General features: G+C 66.2%; 14 protein-coding genes. 9 read left to right on the top strand and 5 right to left on the bottom strand.

Annotation, left to right across the window (positions count from 1 at the left end):
* Window positions 1-187: 187 nt before the first annotated feature.
* Window positions 188-2,320 (bottom strand): anaerobic ribonucleoside-triphosphate reductase, encoded by a 2,133-nt coding sequence (nrdD, locus tag DEBA_RS03490; RefSeq protein ID WP_013257524.1) that lies wholly within the window; start codon window positions 2,318-2,320, stop codon window positions 188-190.
* A 437-nt stretch (window positions 2,321-2,757) separates the two neighbouring features.
* On the opposite strand from nrdD, the gene DEBA_RS03485 reads away from it, so the two are divergent.
* The gene (locus DEBA_RS03485) at window positions 2,758-3,672 is read left to right on the top strand and encodes a TIGR01777 family oxidoreductase (RefSeq protein WP_013257523.1); all 915 of its coding nucleotides are present in this window, start codon (window positions 2,758-2,760) and stop codon (window positions 3,670-3,672) included.
* Here DEBA_RS03485 and DEBA_RS03480 read toward each other — a convergent pair.
* Window positions 3,669-4,550, bottom strand: coding sequence for an alpha/beta hydrolase (locus DEBA_RS03480; RefSeq protein ID WP_013257522.1), 882 nt, complete (start codon window positions 4,548-4,550; stop codon window positions 3,669-3,671). The genes DEBA_RS03485 and DEBA_RS03480 overlap by 4 nt on opposite strands.
* 173 nt (window positions 4,551-4,723) lie before the next feature.
* Between DEBA_RS03480 and DEBA_RS03475 the strand changes: the two genes are divergently transcribed.
* Complete coding sequence (locus tag DEBA_RS03475) at window positions 4,724-5,782, top strand: hemolysin family protein (protein ID WP_050762220.1); 1,059 nt, start codon at window positions 4,724-4,726, stop codon at window positions 5,780-5,782.
* On the top strand, window positions 5,779-7,149 hold the full coding sequence (locus DEBA_RS03470; protein WP_013257520.1) for a dihydrolipoyl dehydrogenase family protein: 1,371 nt from the start codon (window positions 5,779-5,781) through the stop codon (window positions 7,147-7,149). The genes DEBA_RS03475 and DEBA_RS03470 overlap by 4 nt, the downstream gene beginning before the upstream one ends.
* Window positions 7,150-7,264: 115 nt before the next feature.
* Here the strand turns inward: DEBA_RS03470 and DEBA_RS03465 are convergent, their stop codons facing one another.
* Both DEBA_RS03465 and DEBA_RS03460 read right to left on the bottom strand, forming a co-directional pair.
* Window positions 7,265-8,878, bottom strand: a complete 1,614-nt coding sequence (locus DEBA_RS03465; RefSeq protein WP_013257519.1) for an FMN-binding glutamate synthase family protein — start codon at window positions 8,876-8,878, stop codon at window positions 7,265-7,267.
* A gap of 477 nt (window positions 8,879-9,355) precedes the next feature.
* Entirely contained in the window at window positions 9,356-10,654 is a 1,299-nt protein-coding gene (locus DEBA_RS03460; protein ID WP_013257518.1) for a helix-turn-helix domain-containing protein, read from the bottom strand.
* Window positions 10,655-10,948: 294 nt separating this feature from the next.
* Here DEBA_RS03460 and mce point away from each other — a divergent pair, with 294 nt between their 5' ends.
* The 6 genes from mce to DEBA_RS03425 all read left to right on the top strand — a co-directional run bounded on the left by mce (window position 10,949) and on the right by DEBA_RS03425 (window position 16,694).
* Window positions 10,949-11,356: a methylmalonyl-CoA epimerase gene (gene mce / locus DEBA_RS03455; protein WP_013257517.1), complete on the top strand. Its 408-nt coding sequence runs from the start codon at window positions 10,949-10,951 to the stop codon at window positions 11,354-11,356.
* A 51-nt stretch (window positions 11,357-11,407) separates the two neighbouring features.
* Window positions 11,408-12,265: a Fe-S cluster assembly protein NifU gene (gene nifU / locus DEBA_RS03450; protein WP_013257516.1), complete on the top strand. Its 858-nt coding sequence runs from the start codon at window positions 11,408-11,410 to the stop codon at window positions 12,263-12,265.
* A complete protein-coding gene (gene nifS, locus DEBA_RS03445) occupies window positions 12,262-13,470 on the top strand; it encodes a cysteine desulfurase NifS (protein WP_013257515.1) in 1,209 nt (402 codons plus the stop codon). Before nifU ends, nifS begins: the two co-directional genes overlap by 4 nt.
* Window positions 13,471-13,560: 90 nt before the next feature.
* Window positions 13,561-14,529, top strand: a complete 969-nt coding sequence (locus DEBA_RS03440) for a sugar phosphate isomerase/epimerase family protein (RefSeq protein WP_013257514.1) — start codon at window positions 13,561-13,563, stop codon at window positions 14,527-14,529.
* A 73-nt stretch (window positions 14,530-14,602) separates the two neighbouring features.
* Window positions 14,603-16,111 carry a methyl-accepting chemotaxis protein gene (locus tag DEBA_RS03430; protein ID WP_013257513.1) on the top strand — a complete coding sequence of 503 codons (1,509 nt, stop codon included), beginning with the start codon at window positions 14,603-14,605 and terminating at the stop codon, window positions 16,109-16,111.
* A 34-nt stretch (window positions 16,112-16,145) separates the two neighbouring features.
* Complete coding sequence (locus tag DEBA_RS03425; protein WP_013257512.1) at window positions 16,146-16,694, top strand: isochorismatase family protein; 549 nt, start codon at window positions 16,146-16,148, stop codon at window positions 16,692-16,694.
* Window positions 16,695-16,702: 8 nt separating this feature from the next.
* Here the strand turns inward: DEBA_RS03425 and DEBA_RS03420 are convergent, their stop codons facing one another.
* The gene (locus tag DEBA_RS03420; protein ID WP_013257511.1) at window positions 16,703-18,016 is read right to left on the bottom strand and encodes a uracil-xanthine permease family protein; all 1,314 of its coding nucleotides are present in this window, start codon (window positions 18,014-18,016) and stop codon (window positions 16,703-16,705) included.
* Window positions 18,017-18,030 lie beyond the last annotated feature (14 nt).

The raw sequence follows: 18,030 nt of genomic DNA, 5'->3' as shown, positions 1-18,030 counted from the left end.
CCGCACCCCTTCCCAAAAAACTCTATAGTTGCCTGGCTCCGGTCGCCCCGGCGACCTCGCGCTCAAATATTTTTCGCCGCGTCCGTTTGGTTTGCGCCGCAGGCGTAAACCAAACGGACGCGCCAAAGTTTTTTGCGGGGGGTGCGGGGGGAGCTTTTTTTCAAAAAAGCTCCCCCCGTTCTTTTCTTTAAACCGCCTCGGACTTGGGGTTGGCGTTGAAGAAGCCGTTATTGCGGTAGCGGTCCTTGAGTTCGCCGACTTTGCCTTTGTTCCAGGAGGAGACGCGGGTGAAGTATCCGGTGATGCGGGTGATATGTTCCAGGTCGTCGCCGTGGCAATAGGAGCAGGCGTCGACGATGCCGCGGGTGGTTTTGCCGCAGGATTTGCAGCAGCTGAACTCGGGGCTGAAGGCGACCTGGTCGTTTTTGGTGTCGCGGAAGATTTTGATGACGAAGTTGGCCAGGGATTCGGCGGAGGGGCGCGCCTCGCCCAGCCAGACGTGGGTGATGGAGCCGGCTTCGATGAGGGGGTGGAAGCGGCCTTCGAGTTTGACCCGTTCGATGGGGTTGATGGTGGCGCCGACGTTGAACAGGGTCGAGTTGGTGTAGTAGACCTCGCCGCGGAAGATATCGCCGCGCACGTTGTGCTTGGCCCGCTCGGGGTAGTGTTTGAGGTCGAGCTTGGCGAAGCGATAGGCGGTGGACTCGGCGGGGGTTTGTTCGAGGACAAAGCGCATGCCGTGCCGTTTGGCGTAGTAGTCGCACAAAAGGTTCATCTGGGCGATGACCTTGAGGCCAAAGCGCAAGGCCTCCTCGGAGTCGTGCAGTTCCTGGCCCAGGTGTTCCTGGACCATTTCGTTGAGGCCGACCATGCCCACCAGGTAGGTCACGCGGTGCATGCGCAGGTAGGGCGTGCCGTCGAGCTCCATGGCCAGCAGGGCCAGGGGGCCTTTGGGGCCGTGGCTGAGCAGGTTCTGGATGAAGTCGCGTTTTTCGATATGGGCCTTGGCGGCCAGGCCGATCCGCTGGCGCAAGATCTGGAAGAGCTTGGTGTCGTCGCCGCCGGCCTCGTAGGCGATGCGCGGCAGGTTGATGGTGACGTTTTGCAGGGCGCTGTAGCGCATGCGCCAGGGGGTGTTGGCGTCGTCGAGGTCGGATTGTTCGAGCTTGAAGCTCAGGCGGCAGCACTCGCTGATCTTGGCGGTGTCGCCCCGGTCGAAGACGAAGTAGGTGTTGCCCTTTTCGCTGGCCACGTCGCAGATGTGGCGCAGGAAATCCATGTGGCCTTCGGTCTTGAAGAACTTTTCGGTGATGTGCACCAGGGGTTTGGGGAAGAAGAAGGGCCGACCGGCGCCGTCGCCTTCTTTGTAGACGTCGAAGAGCTTCCAGACAAAGCGCTGGGCCTCTTTTTCGTATTCGGCGTAGGTCTTGCCGGTATATTTGCCGTCGGGGCCGATGGCCGGGACGTTTTCGAAGTGCTTGGGCACTTCCCAATAGAGGTTGATGTCGGTGAAGATGGCCTGGCCGCCTCTGGCCACGGCCTGCTGGCTGAACTCGAAGATGAGCATCTGGGCCATCTGCTTGACGGCGCGGTCGTCGAGGCCTTCGAGGTAGGGGGCGAAAAAGAGGTTGACCGCGTCCCAGCCGATGGCCCCGGCGAAGTTGGATTGCAGGGCGGCGGCGAACTTGACCATGTGGGCCAGGAGCACCTCGGCGTGCTTGGCCGGCTTGGCCAGGGCCAGGCTGTTGGGCAGGTTGAGGCCGAATTTTTTAATATATTCCAAACTTTGGCCCGAGCAATAAGGCCGGTCGACAAAGCCCAGGTCGTGCAGGTGCAGATCGCCGCGCATGTGGGCGTCGCCGACGTCGGGCGAAAAGACGCTGATGAGGGCGTATTCCTTTTTGATATTCTCGGCCAGGGTCAGGTTGGTGGCCTCGGGGCCGTGGGGCACGTTGGCGTTTTCCTTGTTGGGCAGACGGATCATGTTGTCGACGTCGTAGAGGGGCACGCCCAGACGGGTGTGGCGCAGACGCTCGGCCTCCAGGCCGCGTTCGATGAGCTTGCTGTTGACCAACTCGCGGATGAGCGGGGCGGTGACCATCTTGATGCCGGCGTTGGCGATCTGGCGCTCGACCTCGGCGGCGATCTCCTTGGCGGTGATGTCGTCCAGCAAGGTCTCACGGATGAGGGCCTGCTCGATGCGCGAACTGTCCCAGGAGTCCATCTCCTCGGCCGAGGTGCGCACGAAAAGGGCCATGTCGGTGGTCTCGGCGCCATGGACCTCGTGGCTGGATTTGTCCACGACCTTGAGCTGGGGCATCGTTTCCTCCATAGTCTCAAACACTTTCGATCGCTGGTGTCCGTGGCGGGCCCTTGTGGCCCGGATGCTTCATGTTGTGTCGTTTATACCAGAGTCATACTATATCTGGTGCCAACGACTCGTCAAACAAAAAATGCGGGGAGCCCGGCCGGCCACAACGGTGACCAAAAACGAGCCGGCGGGGCCTTTTCGTCAATCAAGACGCGGGGCAAAGAGTCGAGACGGGCTGTGCCCAAATTGATTTGGCGGCAAAACAGCCGCGATTTTTTTATGAACTTCTCTCGAAAAGATTATCACAACATCACGGAGCGGCTCCCCTTGACCGGCGCGTGGCCCTGCTTTTACATTGAAACCAGGGGCCGCGCCCGTGGAGGGGCCGCCACAAACCGGCGCCACGGGCCAAGAAACAGCCAACACCCAGCGGCGGGAGGGGCGCGATGAAAAGCGTGTTGATCACCGGGGCCAGCGGCTTCGTGGGCGGGGCGCTGTGCCGGGCGCTGGTGGCCGATGGCTGGCGGGTGCTGGCGCTATGCCGCACGGCCGGTTCGGCGGCGCGGCTGGCCCAGGGCGTGGAGGCAGTCATCGGCGACCCCACCTCGCCGGGGCCCTGGCAGGAGCGCGTGGCCGGGTGCCAGGCGGCGGTCAATCTGGCCGGGGCCAGCATTTTTGGCCGCTGGAGCGCCAGCTATAAAGAATTGATCCGCTCCAGCCGCCTGGCGTCCACGGGCAACCTGGTCCAGGCCGTGGCCGGCCGGCCCAGCGGCGCGCCGTTTCGGCTGGTATCGGCCTCGGCGGTGGGTTACTACGGCTTTGGCGGCGACGAGGAATTGGACGAAGCCAGCCCGCCCGGTGACGATTTTCTGGCCCGGGTTTGCCAAGAGTGGGAGGCTCAAGCCATGGCGGCCGAGCAAAGCGGGGCCATGGTGGCCATTACTCGCTTTGGCGTGGTGCTGGGTTCGGGCGGCGGGGCCTTGGGCCAGATGCTGCCGCTCTTTCGGCTGGGCCTGGGCGGCCGGCTGGGTCATGGCCGGCAGTGGTTGAGCTGGATCCATCAGGCCGATCTGGCCGCGGCGCTGAAGTTTGTCCTCGAGCGCCCCGAGCTGCGCGGGGCCTTCAACTGCTGCGCGCCCCATCCGGTCACCAACCGGCAATTCGCCAAATCCCTGGGCCGGGCCCTGGGCCGGCCGGCCGTGTTGCCCGCGCCGGCCTTTGCCGTGCGCCTGGCCCTGGGCCAGTTCGGCTCGGTGCTGCTGGAGGGGCAAAGGGCCTTGCCCCAGCGCCTGCGGGGGGCCGGCTTTCGCTTTGCCCAGCCCACGCTGGATCAGGCCCTGGCCGATCTTCTGCCACGCTAGAGCAGATGCCGGACCAGAAAATCGGCCTCGGCCACGGCCAGTTGGCGCAAGGTCGGCTGGACGTAGACCTCGAAATGACCGCAGTCCAGCTCGATGAGCTGGCCGCGCGGGGCCTTGGCGGCCATCTTGCGCGTGGCCGCCGGCGGGATCAATCCGTCGCGGCCGGCCGCCACCACCAATAGGGGGCATTGCACGCGGGTGGCGCGGGCCGTGGGCCGATAAAAGGCCGCCGCGAGAAACACCCGCGCCGGAGTCTGGTTGCGCCAGGGCGCGCCGGGCGGGACCAGGGCCATGTAGCCATCGAAGGCGTCGGGCGTGCGCAAAAAGGCGCTGGAGCCGGGCCGGCCGACGATGGGCGCGTAGTGAGGCGCAAGGCCCAGCGCCGCGCGGGCCAAATCCCACAGGCCGTGCAGCAGCCCGCCGGCGGCGTAGGCCGGGCCCAGCAGCAGGGCCGAGGCCAGGCCATCGACCATGGGGGCCTGGCTGACCACGGCCGCCACCTCGGGGTCGCTGGCGGCCAAGACCACCACGTGCCCACCGCTGAACGAACTGCCCCACAGGCCCAGACGCGCGCCATCGACCGCCTCCAGCGAACGGGCCAGGGCCATGGCCGCGCGCCAGTCTTGCAACTGACGACGGATGCTGATCAACTGGCGTGGTAGGCCCTGGCTGGGGCCGAAATGGCGATAGTCAAAGACCAGGCTGGCCAGGCCGCGCTGGGCCAGGGCCTGGGCGAAGGGCTCCAGGCCGAAGCTGGCCAGCGCGCCGAAGCCGTGGCCCATGACCACCACCGGCGGCTTTTTCGCGTTATCGGGCAGATGCAGCCGGGCCGCGCAGGCCTGGCCGTGGCTGTCGAAGGTCAGCTCAACGCTTTGCATGCCCCCCTCCCCCGGCCGGCGGGCCGGCGTTTTTTTGATTCCGCCCCACGATAGCACAAACCGGCCGTCATGGCGCGCCGATCGGGCGCGACGCGGCTCAAGGCCATGATATAGTATATGCCTCTGAAGGCGCGGGCTTGGCGCGCCGGGCGTGAGCGCAAACGATGCGGGGAGTGGTCGTGGTACTGTTCGTGGTCTCGGTGGCGGTGTCGCAGGGCGTGTCTTTTCTTTGCTCCCTGCTGGAGGCTGTTCTCTTCTCGACCCGCGTGATCAGCCTGGAGGCGGCCATGGAAGGCGGCTCCAGCGCCGCCGCCCAGATGCTGGGGCTGAAGGCGCGCATGGAGCGCACGCTCTCGGCCATCCTGATCCTCAACACCCTGGCCCACACCGGCGGCGCGTCCATCGCCGGCTGGGCCGCCGGCGACCTGTGGGGGGCCGACTCGCTGTTTATCTTCTCGGTGCTGTTCACCCTCTCCACGCTGGTTTTCACCGAGATCCTGCCCAAGACCCTGGGCACGCTTTATTGGCGCGGGCTGTGGCCGTGGGCGGTGACGCCGCTGAAAATCATGATCGTCGGCTTGACGCCGCTGATCTGGCTGACCCAACTGCTGACCAGGGTCTTTACGCGCAAAGGCCAGGCCACCGCCAGCCCCCATGTCAGCGAGCAGGAGATCCTGGCCGCGGCCTCCATGGGCCAGCGCGGCGGCGAGATCAGCCAGATGGAGGCCGAACTGATCCACAACATCATCGGCCTGGAGGAAATCAGCGCCAGCGACATCATGACCCCGCGCACGGTGATGAAGCTGGCCAACGGCGCGCTCAACGTCTCGCAGATCCTGCCCGAGGCGCGCAAGTGGTCGTATTCGCGCCTGCCGGTCTACGTGGGCGACCCGGAAAACATCGTCGGCTACGTGCTGCGCGATCACATCCTGGCCACCGACCCGGCCCGCCACGACCCCAAGGTCTCCGAGCTGGCCCGGCCGCTGCATTTCGTGCCCGCCTCGGCCAACGCCCTGCGCCTGCTCAAGCATTTTCTCAGCAGACGGGCCCACATGTGCGTGGTTGTCGACGAATACGGCGGCGTCGATGGCCTGGTGACCATGGAAGACGTGCTGGAGTCTTTGGTGGGGGCCGAGATCGTCGACGAAACCGATCAAGTGGTCGACATGCAAGAGCTGGCCCGCCGGCGGGCCAAGGACATGCTGGCCGGAAGAGAGGAGCAAAAATCATGAGCGCATACGATTTCGACGTGCTGGTCATCGGCGGCGGCGGCAGCGCCGGCTTCACCGCGGCGACCACGGCCATGAAAAACGGCGCGCGGGTGGCCATGGTCGAATCCGGCCGCCTGGGCGGCCTGTGCATCCTGGCCGGCTGCATGCCCTCCAAGGCCCTGATCCACAGCGCCGACAACCTGCGCCGCCAAAACGCCGACCGGCTGGCGGCCTATCCGGGCGTGCAGGAATTCAGGCGGGGGGTGGTCGACTTTCTGGCCCAGCGCCGCGCCCAGGCCGTGGCCGCCAAGCAACAGCAGGGCCTGGAGCTACTGCGCGGGCGGGCGCGCTTTCTGGACGCCCACGCCGTGGCCGTGGACGGCAAGCCCGTCAGCGCGGCCAGCATCGTCATCGCCACCGGCAGCGTCGAGGTCGTCCCCGACGTGCCCGGCCTGGCCCAGAGCGGCTATCTGACCTCCGAGACCTTCCTGGCGCTGGAGCGGCCGCCGCGCTCGCTTCTGGTGCTGGGCGGCGGGACCATGGCCCTGGAGCTGGCCCAATACGCCCGGCGCATGGGCGTAAGCGTCAGCATCGTCCAGCGTGGCCAGGCCCTGCTCAGCAAGGAAGACCCGGCCATCGGCCAGATTTTGGCCCAGTGCCTGGCCGAGGAGGGCGTGGAGCTATTCCTGGGCACGAAATTGCTGGACGTGACCAAGACCGCCGACGGCGCGCGGGCGAGGTTCATCCATCAGGGCGGCGAGCGGGCCATCGAGGCCGAGGCCCTGCTGCTCTCGCTGGGCCGCCGGCCCAACAGCGACGGCCTGGATCTGGCCGCCGCCGGCGTGGCCACGGGCCCCGGCGGGGCGGTGACCGTCGATCAGTTCATGCGCGCAAGCGCGCCGCATATCTTCGCCGCCGGCGACGTCACCGCCCGGCTGATGGTGGTCAACCAGGCCATCGTCGAGGGCCAGTGCGCCGGCCACAACGCCTCCAGCGACAAGCCCAAGGCCATCGACGACCGCGTCGTGCCCCGGGCCGTCTTCACCGACCCCCAGGTGGCCCGCGTCGGCCTGAGCGCCGCCCAGGCCCAGGCCGCCGGCGTGGATTTCCGCCAGGCCAGCTACGACCTGGCCGAGTTGGGCGCGGCCCAGACCTACCCCGGCGGCGTGCGCGGCCTGATGAACCTGCGCGCCGAGGCCAAGAGCGGCCGCATCATCGGGGCCGACCTGGTGGCCCCCGAGGCCTCGCTGATGATCCACGACGTGGCCGTGGCCATGAAGCTGGGCGGCGCCGCCGCCGATCTGGCCGATATCCCCTACGTCCACCCCTGCCTGGCCGAGATCAGCGAGCTGACCGCCGGCCGCCTGGCGCGCATGGTCGGCCGCTAGAAAAAATGCGCCGCACGGCAAAATTGCCGCGCGGCGCTGGTGGACCGCAAGGCCCAAGGAGGCGTGGCGCCTCCGGCGACCGTGGCGGCGGCCGCCGGAGGCGGTGGGTGTCTGGTTAGGCGATGGCCCGGACTTTGGTCCAGTCCTTGCCGTCGATGACGGCCAGGGCCTCTTCGCGATAGGCGTCCATGATGTAGGGCAGGCCCGTGACCTTGGCCGCCTGCTCGGTGAGGCAGGCCAGCTCCTTGCGGGTGATCAGGTCCACGCGCCACTTGCGCGCGCCGGCCATGAGCTGTTGCAGGCCCACGCGCAGCTTTTCGCCGGCGCTGAAGATGCCCACCGCGCCCAGGGGGATGTTGTTGATCTCGGAGCCGAACTTGCCTTTGAGCTCCTCGAGGCAGACGAAGATCTCTTCCTTGGTCGCGCCGTATTTGCTCACGGTGCTGGGCAGGCCGCCGTCCTCGCCGTCAAGCCACTTCTGGATGTTTTTGCCGACCATGCCGGGGATCATCAGGGCGCGGCCCATGCACACGGCCTTGGTGAAGGGAGCGCCCAGGGCCAGGGCCTTGAAGATGTGGTCCTCGGTGGAGAAACCGCCGGCAAAGGCGATGTCGGGCACCCACTCGCCATTGTCGGCCAGGCGCTTGCACAGCTCGTAGGTCATGGAGTGCAGGTAGAGGGCGGGGATGCCCCACTCTTCCATCATCCGCCAGGGGCTCATGCCGGTGCCGCCGGGCGCGCCGTCGATGGTCAGCAGGTCGATCTTGGCCTCGGAGGCCCACTTGATGGCCATGGCCAGCTCGCGCATGGGATAAGCGCCGGTCTTGAGGGTCACGCGCTTGGCGCCCAGGTTGCGCAGGCGCTCGACTTCCTTGTGGAAGCTCTCTTGATCGACAAAGCCCAGGCGGCTGTGGCGCTCGAACTCCTTGATGGCCCCGGACTTGAAGGCCGCCTGCATGGCCGGGTTGTCGGGATCGGGGGTGACGATGTAGCCACGGCGCTTGAGCTCCTGGGCCCGCTCGAGGCTGTTGACCTTGATCTCGCCGCCGATGCACTTGGCGCCCTGGCCCCACTTCAGCTCGATGGTCTCCACGCCCAACTTGTCGACGACGTACTCGGCCACGCCCAGGCGGGTGTCCTCGACGTTCATCTGCACGAGGATGTCGCCGTAGCCCTCATGATAGCGGCGGTAGAGCTCGACGCGGCGCTCCATGTCGGGGGCTTTTTTGACCTTGCCGTTGTTGTCGAACTCCAGGCCCGGGTCGATGCCACAGACGTTCTCGCCACAGACCAGGCTGATGCCGGTGATGGCCGCGCCGATGGCGAAGTGCTCCCAGTTCTTGCGGGCGATCTCGGTGGAGCCCAGCGCGCCGGTGAACATGGGGATCTTCATCTTGACCTTGTGGGTGACGCCAAAGGAGGTCTCGGTGCTGACGGTGGGGAAGGTGGCGTGATCGGGGTCGGCCTGGGTGCCGTCGGCGCCGAGGGCGTAGCCCATGATTTGCAGGTGGCTGTAGTCCTCGGGGTAGTCCTTGTCGGCGCCGGCGGTGACGTCGCCGAAGGGCCCGGGATAGAGCAGCTCGCGGCCGCGGAAGGTGGCCTGGAACAGGTCGCAGTTGCCCTTACAGCCGTCCATGCAGCGGGTGCAGAGGCCCGACTGGGGGGCGACGTCGCGCGAGCGGTTTTTGGTCTGGATGGCTTCGTTGGAGTTGGGACGATTGAGATTCATGGTTATCTCCAGAGAGAATGCGGCAATATTGCCGCCTTTGACTGGTTTGCGCGCCTGCTTTGCCGCGCGCGGCGTCATATTCAGTTTAACTGAAATGCAATTGTTGCCATAATTTCCACTGAAGGCCCGGTCGCTGTCAAGGCAAAATTAGCGGTGCTAACTCGATTAACTAATTACAATAACAGCTAAAAAGAAAAAACTACTGCAACGATCGCCATCAAAGGCCACGGCTGGCGTCGGCAGAATATCAGGATTAAAGCGGCAATATTGCAGTATAAGAATGAATAATCATGAATAATGCGCGACGAGACTTTACGGCAACTCTGCCGCAAAAGTCACAAAAATGCTGCAAATACGGCAAACGACATTTTTCACCACCGCCGCGAACAGCCAAAGCCGCGACAGCGCGCGGCCGCCGGGAGGACAAAGGCCCATCCAACCAAGATTATTATGCAAACTAACAAACGGGCGCTGGGCTCAGCCGATCTTGAGCCACAGCAGGCGGGCCGGCGTGCGGCCGGGGTTCTGCCAGTTGGTGGGCAATTCGTTGGTCAGAAAGATCACGTCGCCGGCCCGGGCGTTGTGCACGGCCTTTTTGATCTTAAGTTGCACGCGGCCGGCCAGCACATAGCCGACCTCCTCGCCCTTGTGCATGAAAAAATGCGATGGCAGGCTGGTTTTTGGCGGAATCTCGATGATATATGGTTCCGTCTTGCTGTCGAGATCCACCGGCGAAAGCAATTGGGCGCGCACCGCGCCGGCCGGCATGTCCACCAGCTTGACCTCCACCGCCTCCTCGGCCGAAAAGACCACTCGCTGGCGATCCTCGGCCCCGTCGTTGAAAAACGAGGCTATCTCGACGCTGAGCACCTCGGCCATCTTGATCAACGCCGGCAGCGACGGGTAAATGTGGTTGCTCTCCACCTGGCTGATCGTGCTGGGCGTGACGCCGACCATCTTGGCCAGGTCGGTCTGGCTCAGGCCTTTTTTGCCGCGCAGCTCCTTGATGCGCTTGCCCAGGTCGAAGCGGCTGGCCGCCCGGCGCTGGGGATCGAAGCTGACGCTGGCCCCTTTGCTCCAATAGTTGAACTGGCGGTGGAGGTTTTCCGAGGGACGCTTTTCGGCCTTGACCACCATCAGGTTGGTGGTGCCGCGCTTGATCGAAAGCTCGATGACCACCTGGGCGATGTGGGCGATCTGGGCCTTCAGGCGGTCCGAATGGGCCGCCTTTTCCATGATCCAATAGGCGATGGTGTTGAGTTCGTAGAGCCGGGGGCAGGTGCGGCTGTAGAAATTGACGATGGCCTCCTCGTCGCCCCACAGCTCCTGCATGCCGGTGATGCTCTCCAGCACGAAGCGCACGTCGCCCTGGTGCCGGGCCTGCAAGCCGTAGAGGGCCTGGCTGACCTCCTCGGGGTCGCCGGGGGCGCTCATCAGCACCACGTTGGCCGCGCGACGGGCCGGCGGGTCTTCGTAAAACTTCAGGAAGACCTCGGAGCCCATGCCCTTGCCGTGGGTAAAGCAGTCGAGGATGGTCAGGGCCGGATAGTCGGCCAGGGGGCCAAGCTTGTCCAGCAGGTTTTTGGGCGAACGGTCGAAGGTGACGTAGATCAGCGGCCGCTCCTGTGACTGGCTGGCCATGATGAAATTGCCGCAGAACACCGTGGCCAACGAGCCGGCGTCATCGAGCCAGACCACGTTGTCGCCGATGAACAGCCCGCCCAAAAGGCGGTCCAGTTCGCTTACGCCGCTGGCGACCCTCACCGGCTCGGACATGCGCTCTCCAGTCGTAAATGGGCCGGGTTGTTATGGCCCGCAGATTGCCGTGCATGGTAACGATGCAATAATTATACAAATGATGCAAAAAAAGCCAATCGCGCAAGGCGAAATTTTGTTAGTGCTTGTAAAATCGTGATCCAGCCGGGCCAAGGGCCTTTGCCGGCCGGCGGGGATAAGAGTTGCGCCGGCGTCACGATGGCACTAATATTAAACAACCGCTGGATAATCCATGGAATGCCGCCGGAAACGGCGGAATTGCAGTTGGCCCCCGCTTTTACGAGGTGTGCGCCCATGAAGATCAAAAGATTGGCCCATATCGGCGTGGCCGTCGGCAGCGTCGACGAGGCGGCGAAAGTTTACACCAGCATGCTGCCCCTGGAGCTGACCTCCACCGAGCCGGTGGGTGAACTGGTCACCGGCTTCATCCCCGTGGGCGAGACCAACATCGAGCTGGTCCAGAGCACCACCGACGACGGCGTCATCGCCAAATACGTGGCCAAGAAAGGCGAGGGCGTCCATCACCTGGCCTTCGAGGTCGACGACATCGTCGCGGCCATCGCCGAGCTCAAGGCCAAGGGCGTGCCGCTGACCAGCGACGAGCCGCGCCCGGGGGCCCACGGGGCCAAGGTGGTGTTTTTGCACCCCAAGGCCACCCACGGCGTGCTCATCGAACTGTGTCAATACCCCCAAGACCACTGACGGCCAGCCGGCGAAAAGGGCTTTGGCCCGCCGCGGCCGGGGAGAAACCATATGTGGGAATATACCGATAAAGTCAAGGAGCACTTCGTCAATCCCAAGAACGTCGGCGAGATCGACGACGCCAGCGGCGTGGGCGAGGTGGGCTCCCTGGCCTGTGGCGACGCGCTCAAGCTGATGATCAAGATCGACGACCAGGGCCGCATCGCCGACGCCAAGTTCCAGACCTTCGGCTGCGCCAGCGCCATCGCCTCCAGTTCGGCCCTGACCGAGATGATCAAGGGCATGACCATCGAGCAGGCCGAAAACCTCACCAACAAAGACATCGCCGAATATCTGGGCGGCCTGCCCAAGGAAAAGATGCACTGCTCGGTGATGGGCGAGCAGGCCTTGCAGGCGGCCATCCGCAATTTCCGCGGCCAGGCCCCCCTGCCCCAGGCCGAGGGCGAGATCATCTGCCAGTGTTTCGGCGTCACCGATCAGGAAATCCGCCGCGTGGCCAGCGAAAACAACCTGCACACCGTCGAGGAGATCACCAACTACACCAAGGCCGGCGGCGGCTGCGGCGACTGCGTGGACAAGATCCAGCAGATCCTCGACGAGTTGTGGACCTCGGGGGCGCTCGCGGCCAAGGTCCAGGCCCCGCCGCAGGCCGAACCCAAGAAAAAGCTGACCAATATCCAAAAGATGCGCCTGGTCGAGGAGACCCTCGAACGCGAGGTGCGCCCGGCCCTGAAGCAAGACGGCGGCGATATCGAGTTGATCGACATCGACGGCGACAAGGTGCTGGTGTCGTTGCGCGGCATGTGCAGCTCCTGCGCGGCCAGCCAGGCCACGCTCAGCCAGTTCGTGCAGGCCAAGCTGCGCGAGTTCGTCACCGACGAACTGGTGGTCGAGGAGGTGAAGGCGTGAGTCACGAACGGGTCATTTACCTCGACAACAACGCCACCACCCAGGTGGCCCCCGAGGTCGTGGCGGCAATGTTGCCGTTTTTTGGCGACCGTTACGGCAATCCCAGCAGCATGCACAACTTTGGCGGCGAGGTGGCCCATCACCTGGCCCAAGCCCGCGAAAAAGTCGCCGCCCTGCTGGGGGCCACGCCCGGCGAGCTGATCTTCACCTCCTGCGGCACCGAAAGCGACAACACCGCCATCATGAGCGCCCTGCGCTCGCAGCCCGGCAAAAAGCACATCATCACCACCCGCGTCGAGCATCCGGCGGTGCTTAATTTCTGCCAGAATCTCTCCGAGCGCGGCCACGACGTGACCTTTTTGCCCGTCGATCGCGGCGGCAACCTCGACCCCGACAAGCTGCGCGAGGCCATCCGCGAGGACACCGCCCTGGTCAGCATCATGTGGGCCAACAACGAGACCGGCGTGGTCTTTCCCGTCGAGGAGTTGGCGGCCATCTGCAACCGCCGCGGCGTGCTCTTCCACACCGACGCCGTCCAGGCCGTGGGCAAGATCCCCATCAACCTGGCCGAGAGCAAGATCGACATGCTCTCCCTCAGCGGCCACAAGCTGCACGCGCCCAAGGGCATCGGCGTGCTCTACGTGCGCAAGGGCACGCCCTTCGTGCCCTATATCATGGGCGGCCACCAGGAGCGCGGCCGCCGCGCCGGCACCGAGAACGCCCCCTACATCGTCGGCCTGGGCAAGGCCTGCGAGCTGGCCGCCCAGCGCATGGTCGAGGAAAACTCGCGGGTAAAGGCCCTGCGCGACCGCCTGGAGGCCGGCCTGCTCAAAATCGAGGCCACCATCCTCAATGGCGACAAACAGCGCCGCCTGCCCAACACTTGCAGCATCAGCTTCGAATACATCGAGGGCGAATCGATCCTTTTGCACCTTTCGTCGCGGGGCGTCTGCGCCTCCAGCGGCTCGGCCTGCACCAGCGGCTCGCTGGAGCCCAGCCACGTGCTGCGGGCCATGGGCGTGCCCTACACCGCCGCCCACGGCAGCATCCGCTTTTCGCTGAGCGTCTACAACACCGAAGAGGAGATCGACTACGTCCTCGAGCACATGCCCGGCGTCATCGAAAAGCTGCGGGCCATCAGCCCCTTCTGGAGCCAGTTCAAAAAGACCGGCGCGGCCTGCCTCACCGGCTACATGGAGCCCTAGCATCGGCGCGCCAGTTTTCGGCAAACCAAACGGCTTCCGTCGGCCCGGCCTCGACGGAGGCCGCTTTCGTCTTTCGCCCCCGGAGGATCAATGACCGCGCCGCTGGCCATCAGCACCGTCTGGGCCCAGGAAAAAACCCCGCCCGACCAACCCCGTCCGCCGGCCGCGCAAATCGCCCAAGGCATTCTGGAGCGCCTGGAGGTCGTGGGCCCGCGCCACCTGGAGCTGGAATATCGCCTGGACCGGCAAACGCTTGGCCTGCTGCGGCCCGAACTGAAGTCCCGGGGCTTCCAGGTCGTTTCGCTGCACAACTACATCCCCACGCCCGAGGGCCTGCGCGCCAGCGGCGACGCCTTCAACCTGGCCCATCTGGACCCGGATCAACGGGCCCTGGCCGTGCGCCACGCCCAGGCCTCGCTGGAGCTGGCCGCCGACATGGAGGTGGGCGCGCTGGTGGTGCATCTAGGCCAGATCACCGCTATTCTGGACAAAAAAGTCACCCCGGACGCCGCCCGCGCCGGCGGGCTCACCCCCGAGATGGCCGCGCATCTGCGCCAGCGGGCCGCCTTGGCCCCCCGCCACCTGGATCAGGCCTGCTTTTCACTGGAGCGCCTGCTGGGCCGCGCCGAAAAGCTGGGCGTGGCCATCGCCCTGGAAAACCGCAACCACGCCGCCGAACTCCCCGACATCGCCGAGACCGGCCACTTGTTGGCCCGCTTCGCCGGCGCGCCCATCGGTTTTTGGTTTGACACCGGCCACGCCAACACCCAGGCCCTGGCCGGCCTGGCCCCCCTGGCCGACTGGCCGCGCCTTTATGGCGACCGGCTGCTTGGCTGCCACCTGCACGACGCCATCGGCCCCGACGACCACATGCCGCCCGGCCTGGGCCAGTTGGACTGGCCGGCGCTGTTGGCCATGGTCGCCCACGCCCCGCGCCTGGTGCTGGAGGTGCGGCCCAGCCACTCCGTCCGCGAGATGGCCGACGCCGTGCGGCTGATCGAGGGGCTTTTGCCCCAAGCGCGGGCCAAAAGCCGGCAAGAGCGGCAATCCAGCCTTTGATTAATCACCACGCCGTTGCTATGCTAAAACGATCAACGATTGGGTGGACGCGACCATGCCGCGGGAGGCGTCGATGGGTTGGTTTGGCGGTTCGATTCGGATCAAGGCGCTGACGGCCTTTGGCCTGCTGTTGGCGACGACGGCGGCGTTGGTTTTGGGGGCGATTTATTTCCTGGGCGCGCGAGAGGCCGACGGCGCGGTGGTCAACATAGCTGGCCGCCAGCGCATGCTCTCGCAAAAGATGACCAAGGAGGCGCTGATGCTGGCGGCCGATTTCGGCCAGCCGGCGGAGGTCAAAAAGCAACTGGCCGCCTCGGTCGAGCTGTTTGAACAAGGCATGACCGGGCTGATCGACGGCGACGCGGCGGCCGGCCTGCCAGCGGCCGACGGCGCGGTGGCGGCCCAGTTGGCGCTGGTCCAGGGCCTGTGGCGCCAGCTGCGCCAGCCGCTGGGCCAGATCCTCCAGGACCGGCCCGACGCCGCGCGCATGCGCCAAGCGACGCACGCGCTGGTCCAGGGCAACCTGGGCCTTTTGGCCGAGATGAACAAGGCCGTGGACATGCTGGCCGACATCGCCCGGGGCAAGGTCGTCCTGCTCAAGATGCTGATGCTCCTTGGCCTGGGCCTGAGCTGCGCGGTCTTCGCCCTGGCCTGGCTGGTGACCGAGCGCGGGGTCATTGGCCAGTTGGGCCGGCTGGTGGCGGCGGTGGAGCAACTGCGCTCGGGCGATCTGCGGCCCACGGCCCACCAGTTCAGCGGCCGCGACGAGATTGCCCACGTGGGCGTGGCCCTGGAGAGCCTGCGCGTGGCCTGGGCCGACATCGCCCGGGGCATTTTCGAGGGCGCGGCCCGGGTCGATAACGCCGCCGGCGAGATAAACAGCGGCAATCAAGACTTGGCCGATCGCACCAGCGGCCAGGCCGCCGCCGTCGAGCAGACCGCCAGCACCATCGAGCAAATGACCACCACCGTGCGCAAAAACGCCGAAAACGCGGCCAAAGCCAATGACTTGGCCCAAAAGACCACGCGCATCGCCACCGACGGCGGCCAATCGGCCGCGCGCACGGCCCAGGCCATGGCCGAGGTCAACGCCTCCAGCCAAAAGATCAAAGAGATAACCAGCGTCGTCAACGAGATCGCCTTCCAGACCAACCTGCTGGCCTTGAACGCCGCGGTGGAGGCGGCCCGGGCCGGCGAGGCCGGCCGTGGCTTCGCCGTGGTGGCCGGCGAGGTGCGCAACCTGGCCGGGCGCTCGGCGGCGGCGGCCAAGGAGATTCAGGGGCTGATCGGCGAGAGCGCGCAAAAGGTCGAGCAGGGCGTGCGCCTGGCGCGCGAAAACGCCGAGCTGCTGGAGGCGATCCTCGATAACGTCCGTGACGTGGGCGAGACCGTGGCCGAGATCAGCGCGGCCAGCCACGAGCAGGCCCTGGGCATCGAGGAAGTGAACAAGGCCGTGGGCCAGATGGATCAGGCCGTGCAGCAGAACGCGGCCCTGGTCGAGCAGGCCGCGGCGTCATCGGCCGACATGGCCGCGGCCGCCCAGGAGCTGCGGCGTCAGGCGCGCTTGTTCGTGCTCGACTGAGCCCGGTCGCGCGCCCACCACGAAAGGAGCGCTCATGACACACGCCCTGACCCGGCCCGAGGACTGCGCGCTGATCGTCATCGACGTGCAGGAAAAGCTTTTGCCGGTCATCGACGGCCATGGGGCCGTGTTGGCCAACTGCCAGCGCCTGGCCCGCTTTGCCGGGCTGATGGACCTGCCCGTGCTGGCCTGCCGCCAGCGCAAGCTGGGCCAGATCGTCGCACCCCTGGCCCAGGCCCTGCCGCCGGGGCTGGAGGCCATGGAAAAAACCAGCTTCGACTGCTTTGGCCTGGAGCCGTTTGCCGGGGCCGTGGCCGGCCTGGGCCGGCGGACGCTGGTGCTGGTGGGCATCGAGGCGCACATCTGCGTGATGCAGACGGCCCTGGGCGCGCTGGCCGCCGGATACGCCGTGCAGGTGGTGGCCGACGCCGTCGGCTCGCGGGCGGCGGGCAACCACGCCCTGGCCCTGGAGCGTCTGCGCCAGGCCGGCGCGCTGATCACCAGCGCCGAGATGTTCATCTACGAGCTGTTGCAACGGGCCGATCGACCCGAGTTCGCCCAGGTTCTGCCGTTGGTCAAATAGGGCCCGGCCTACTTGGCGGCGCTGGGCCGGGGCAGGAGGCGGTCGAGGATCATGGCCAGCAGCAGGCCCGTGACAAAGCCGTTGCCCAACACCGGCCGCAGGTAGGGATGCATGGCCTGGCGGGCGTCCTCGGGCAGGAAGCTGATGATCGCCCCGGCCACCAGCGAGGCCCCCACCACCAGGCCCGAGCGCCGATCGGCCGCGCAGGCCCCGCCTTCCAGCACGGCCAGGGCGGCGTAGGTGGTCAGGGCCATCAGGCAAAAGAGCACCGCCCCGGCCACCGGCTGGGGCACAAGCTGAAAAAAGCCCATGCCCTGGGGCCAAAAGGCCAATAGCACAAGCGCCAGCGCCACCGGCAGCAGCGACCAGCGGCTGGCGTTGTCGGTGGCCAGCACCACCCCCGGACTCACCGAGTAGGTCACCGGCCCCAGCACGCCCAGCAACCCGGCGGCCAGGCAGCCCAGCCCGCCCACGGCCACCGAACGGCCCACGCGCTTTTCCATGTCGGGCAGATCCATCATCCGGCCCAATGATTCCAGCGTGCCCAGCTCGTTGGCCACCAAGGCCAGCGAGCAGATGATAAAGGCCAGCACCACCGGCAAGTCGAAGCTAAGGCTGGGCCCGGCGAAGGTCGCCAGCGTCAGGCCCTGGCCGCTCGCTGGCGGCAGGCCCGGCCACGGCCCCATGCCGGCCAGATAATAAACCGCCGAACCCACCACCATGCCGGCCATGAGCATCGACGCGCCGGCCAGCCCGCGCAAACGGCTCTGGGCCCAGAGGATCAGGCAGGCCAGGGCCATGGCGAACAAAAACGACGCGCCCCACGCACGGCCCGCGGCGGCCGGATCAAAGACCATGCGGCCCATGGCCGGCACCAGGCTGATGGCGATGAGCATCAGCGTCGAGGCCAAAACCGGCGGGGTGTAGAGCCGGCCCAGGCGCGAGGCCCAGCCCGTGGGCCCCAGCAAGGCCATCACCAGCCCGCCGATGGCCATGGCCCCATAGACCGCGCCGGGCCCGCTGGACACGCTGCCCAACACCCCCACCAACAGCACCGAGGCCGGCCCGACCAGCCCCGGCAGCCGGTGGCCAAAGACCACCTGGGCCGCCTGGGTCAGGCCCATGAGCAAAAACAGGCGCTGCTGAAAGGCCAGGCGTCCGGCCCCGTCCAGGCCCCAGGCCACGGCCACCAGATCGCCCACCACCAGCACGCCGGGCACGGCCACCACCAGCCATTGCAACGAAAAAATCAAAAGCGCCGCCGGCGAGGGCCAGCGGTCGAGGGTTTGGCGCAGGGCGCGGCTTTGGTCGGTTGCGGACATGAGTTCATTATAGC

It is taken from the genome of Desulfarculus baarsii DSM 2075 (assembly GCF_000143965.1).
Classification (GTDB): Bacteria; Desulfobacterota; Desulfarculia; order Desulfarculales; family Desulfarculaceae; genus Desulfarculus; species Desulfarculus baarsii.
This window is presented reverse-complemented; position numbering and strand designations above follow the sequence as displayed.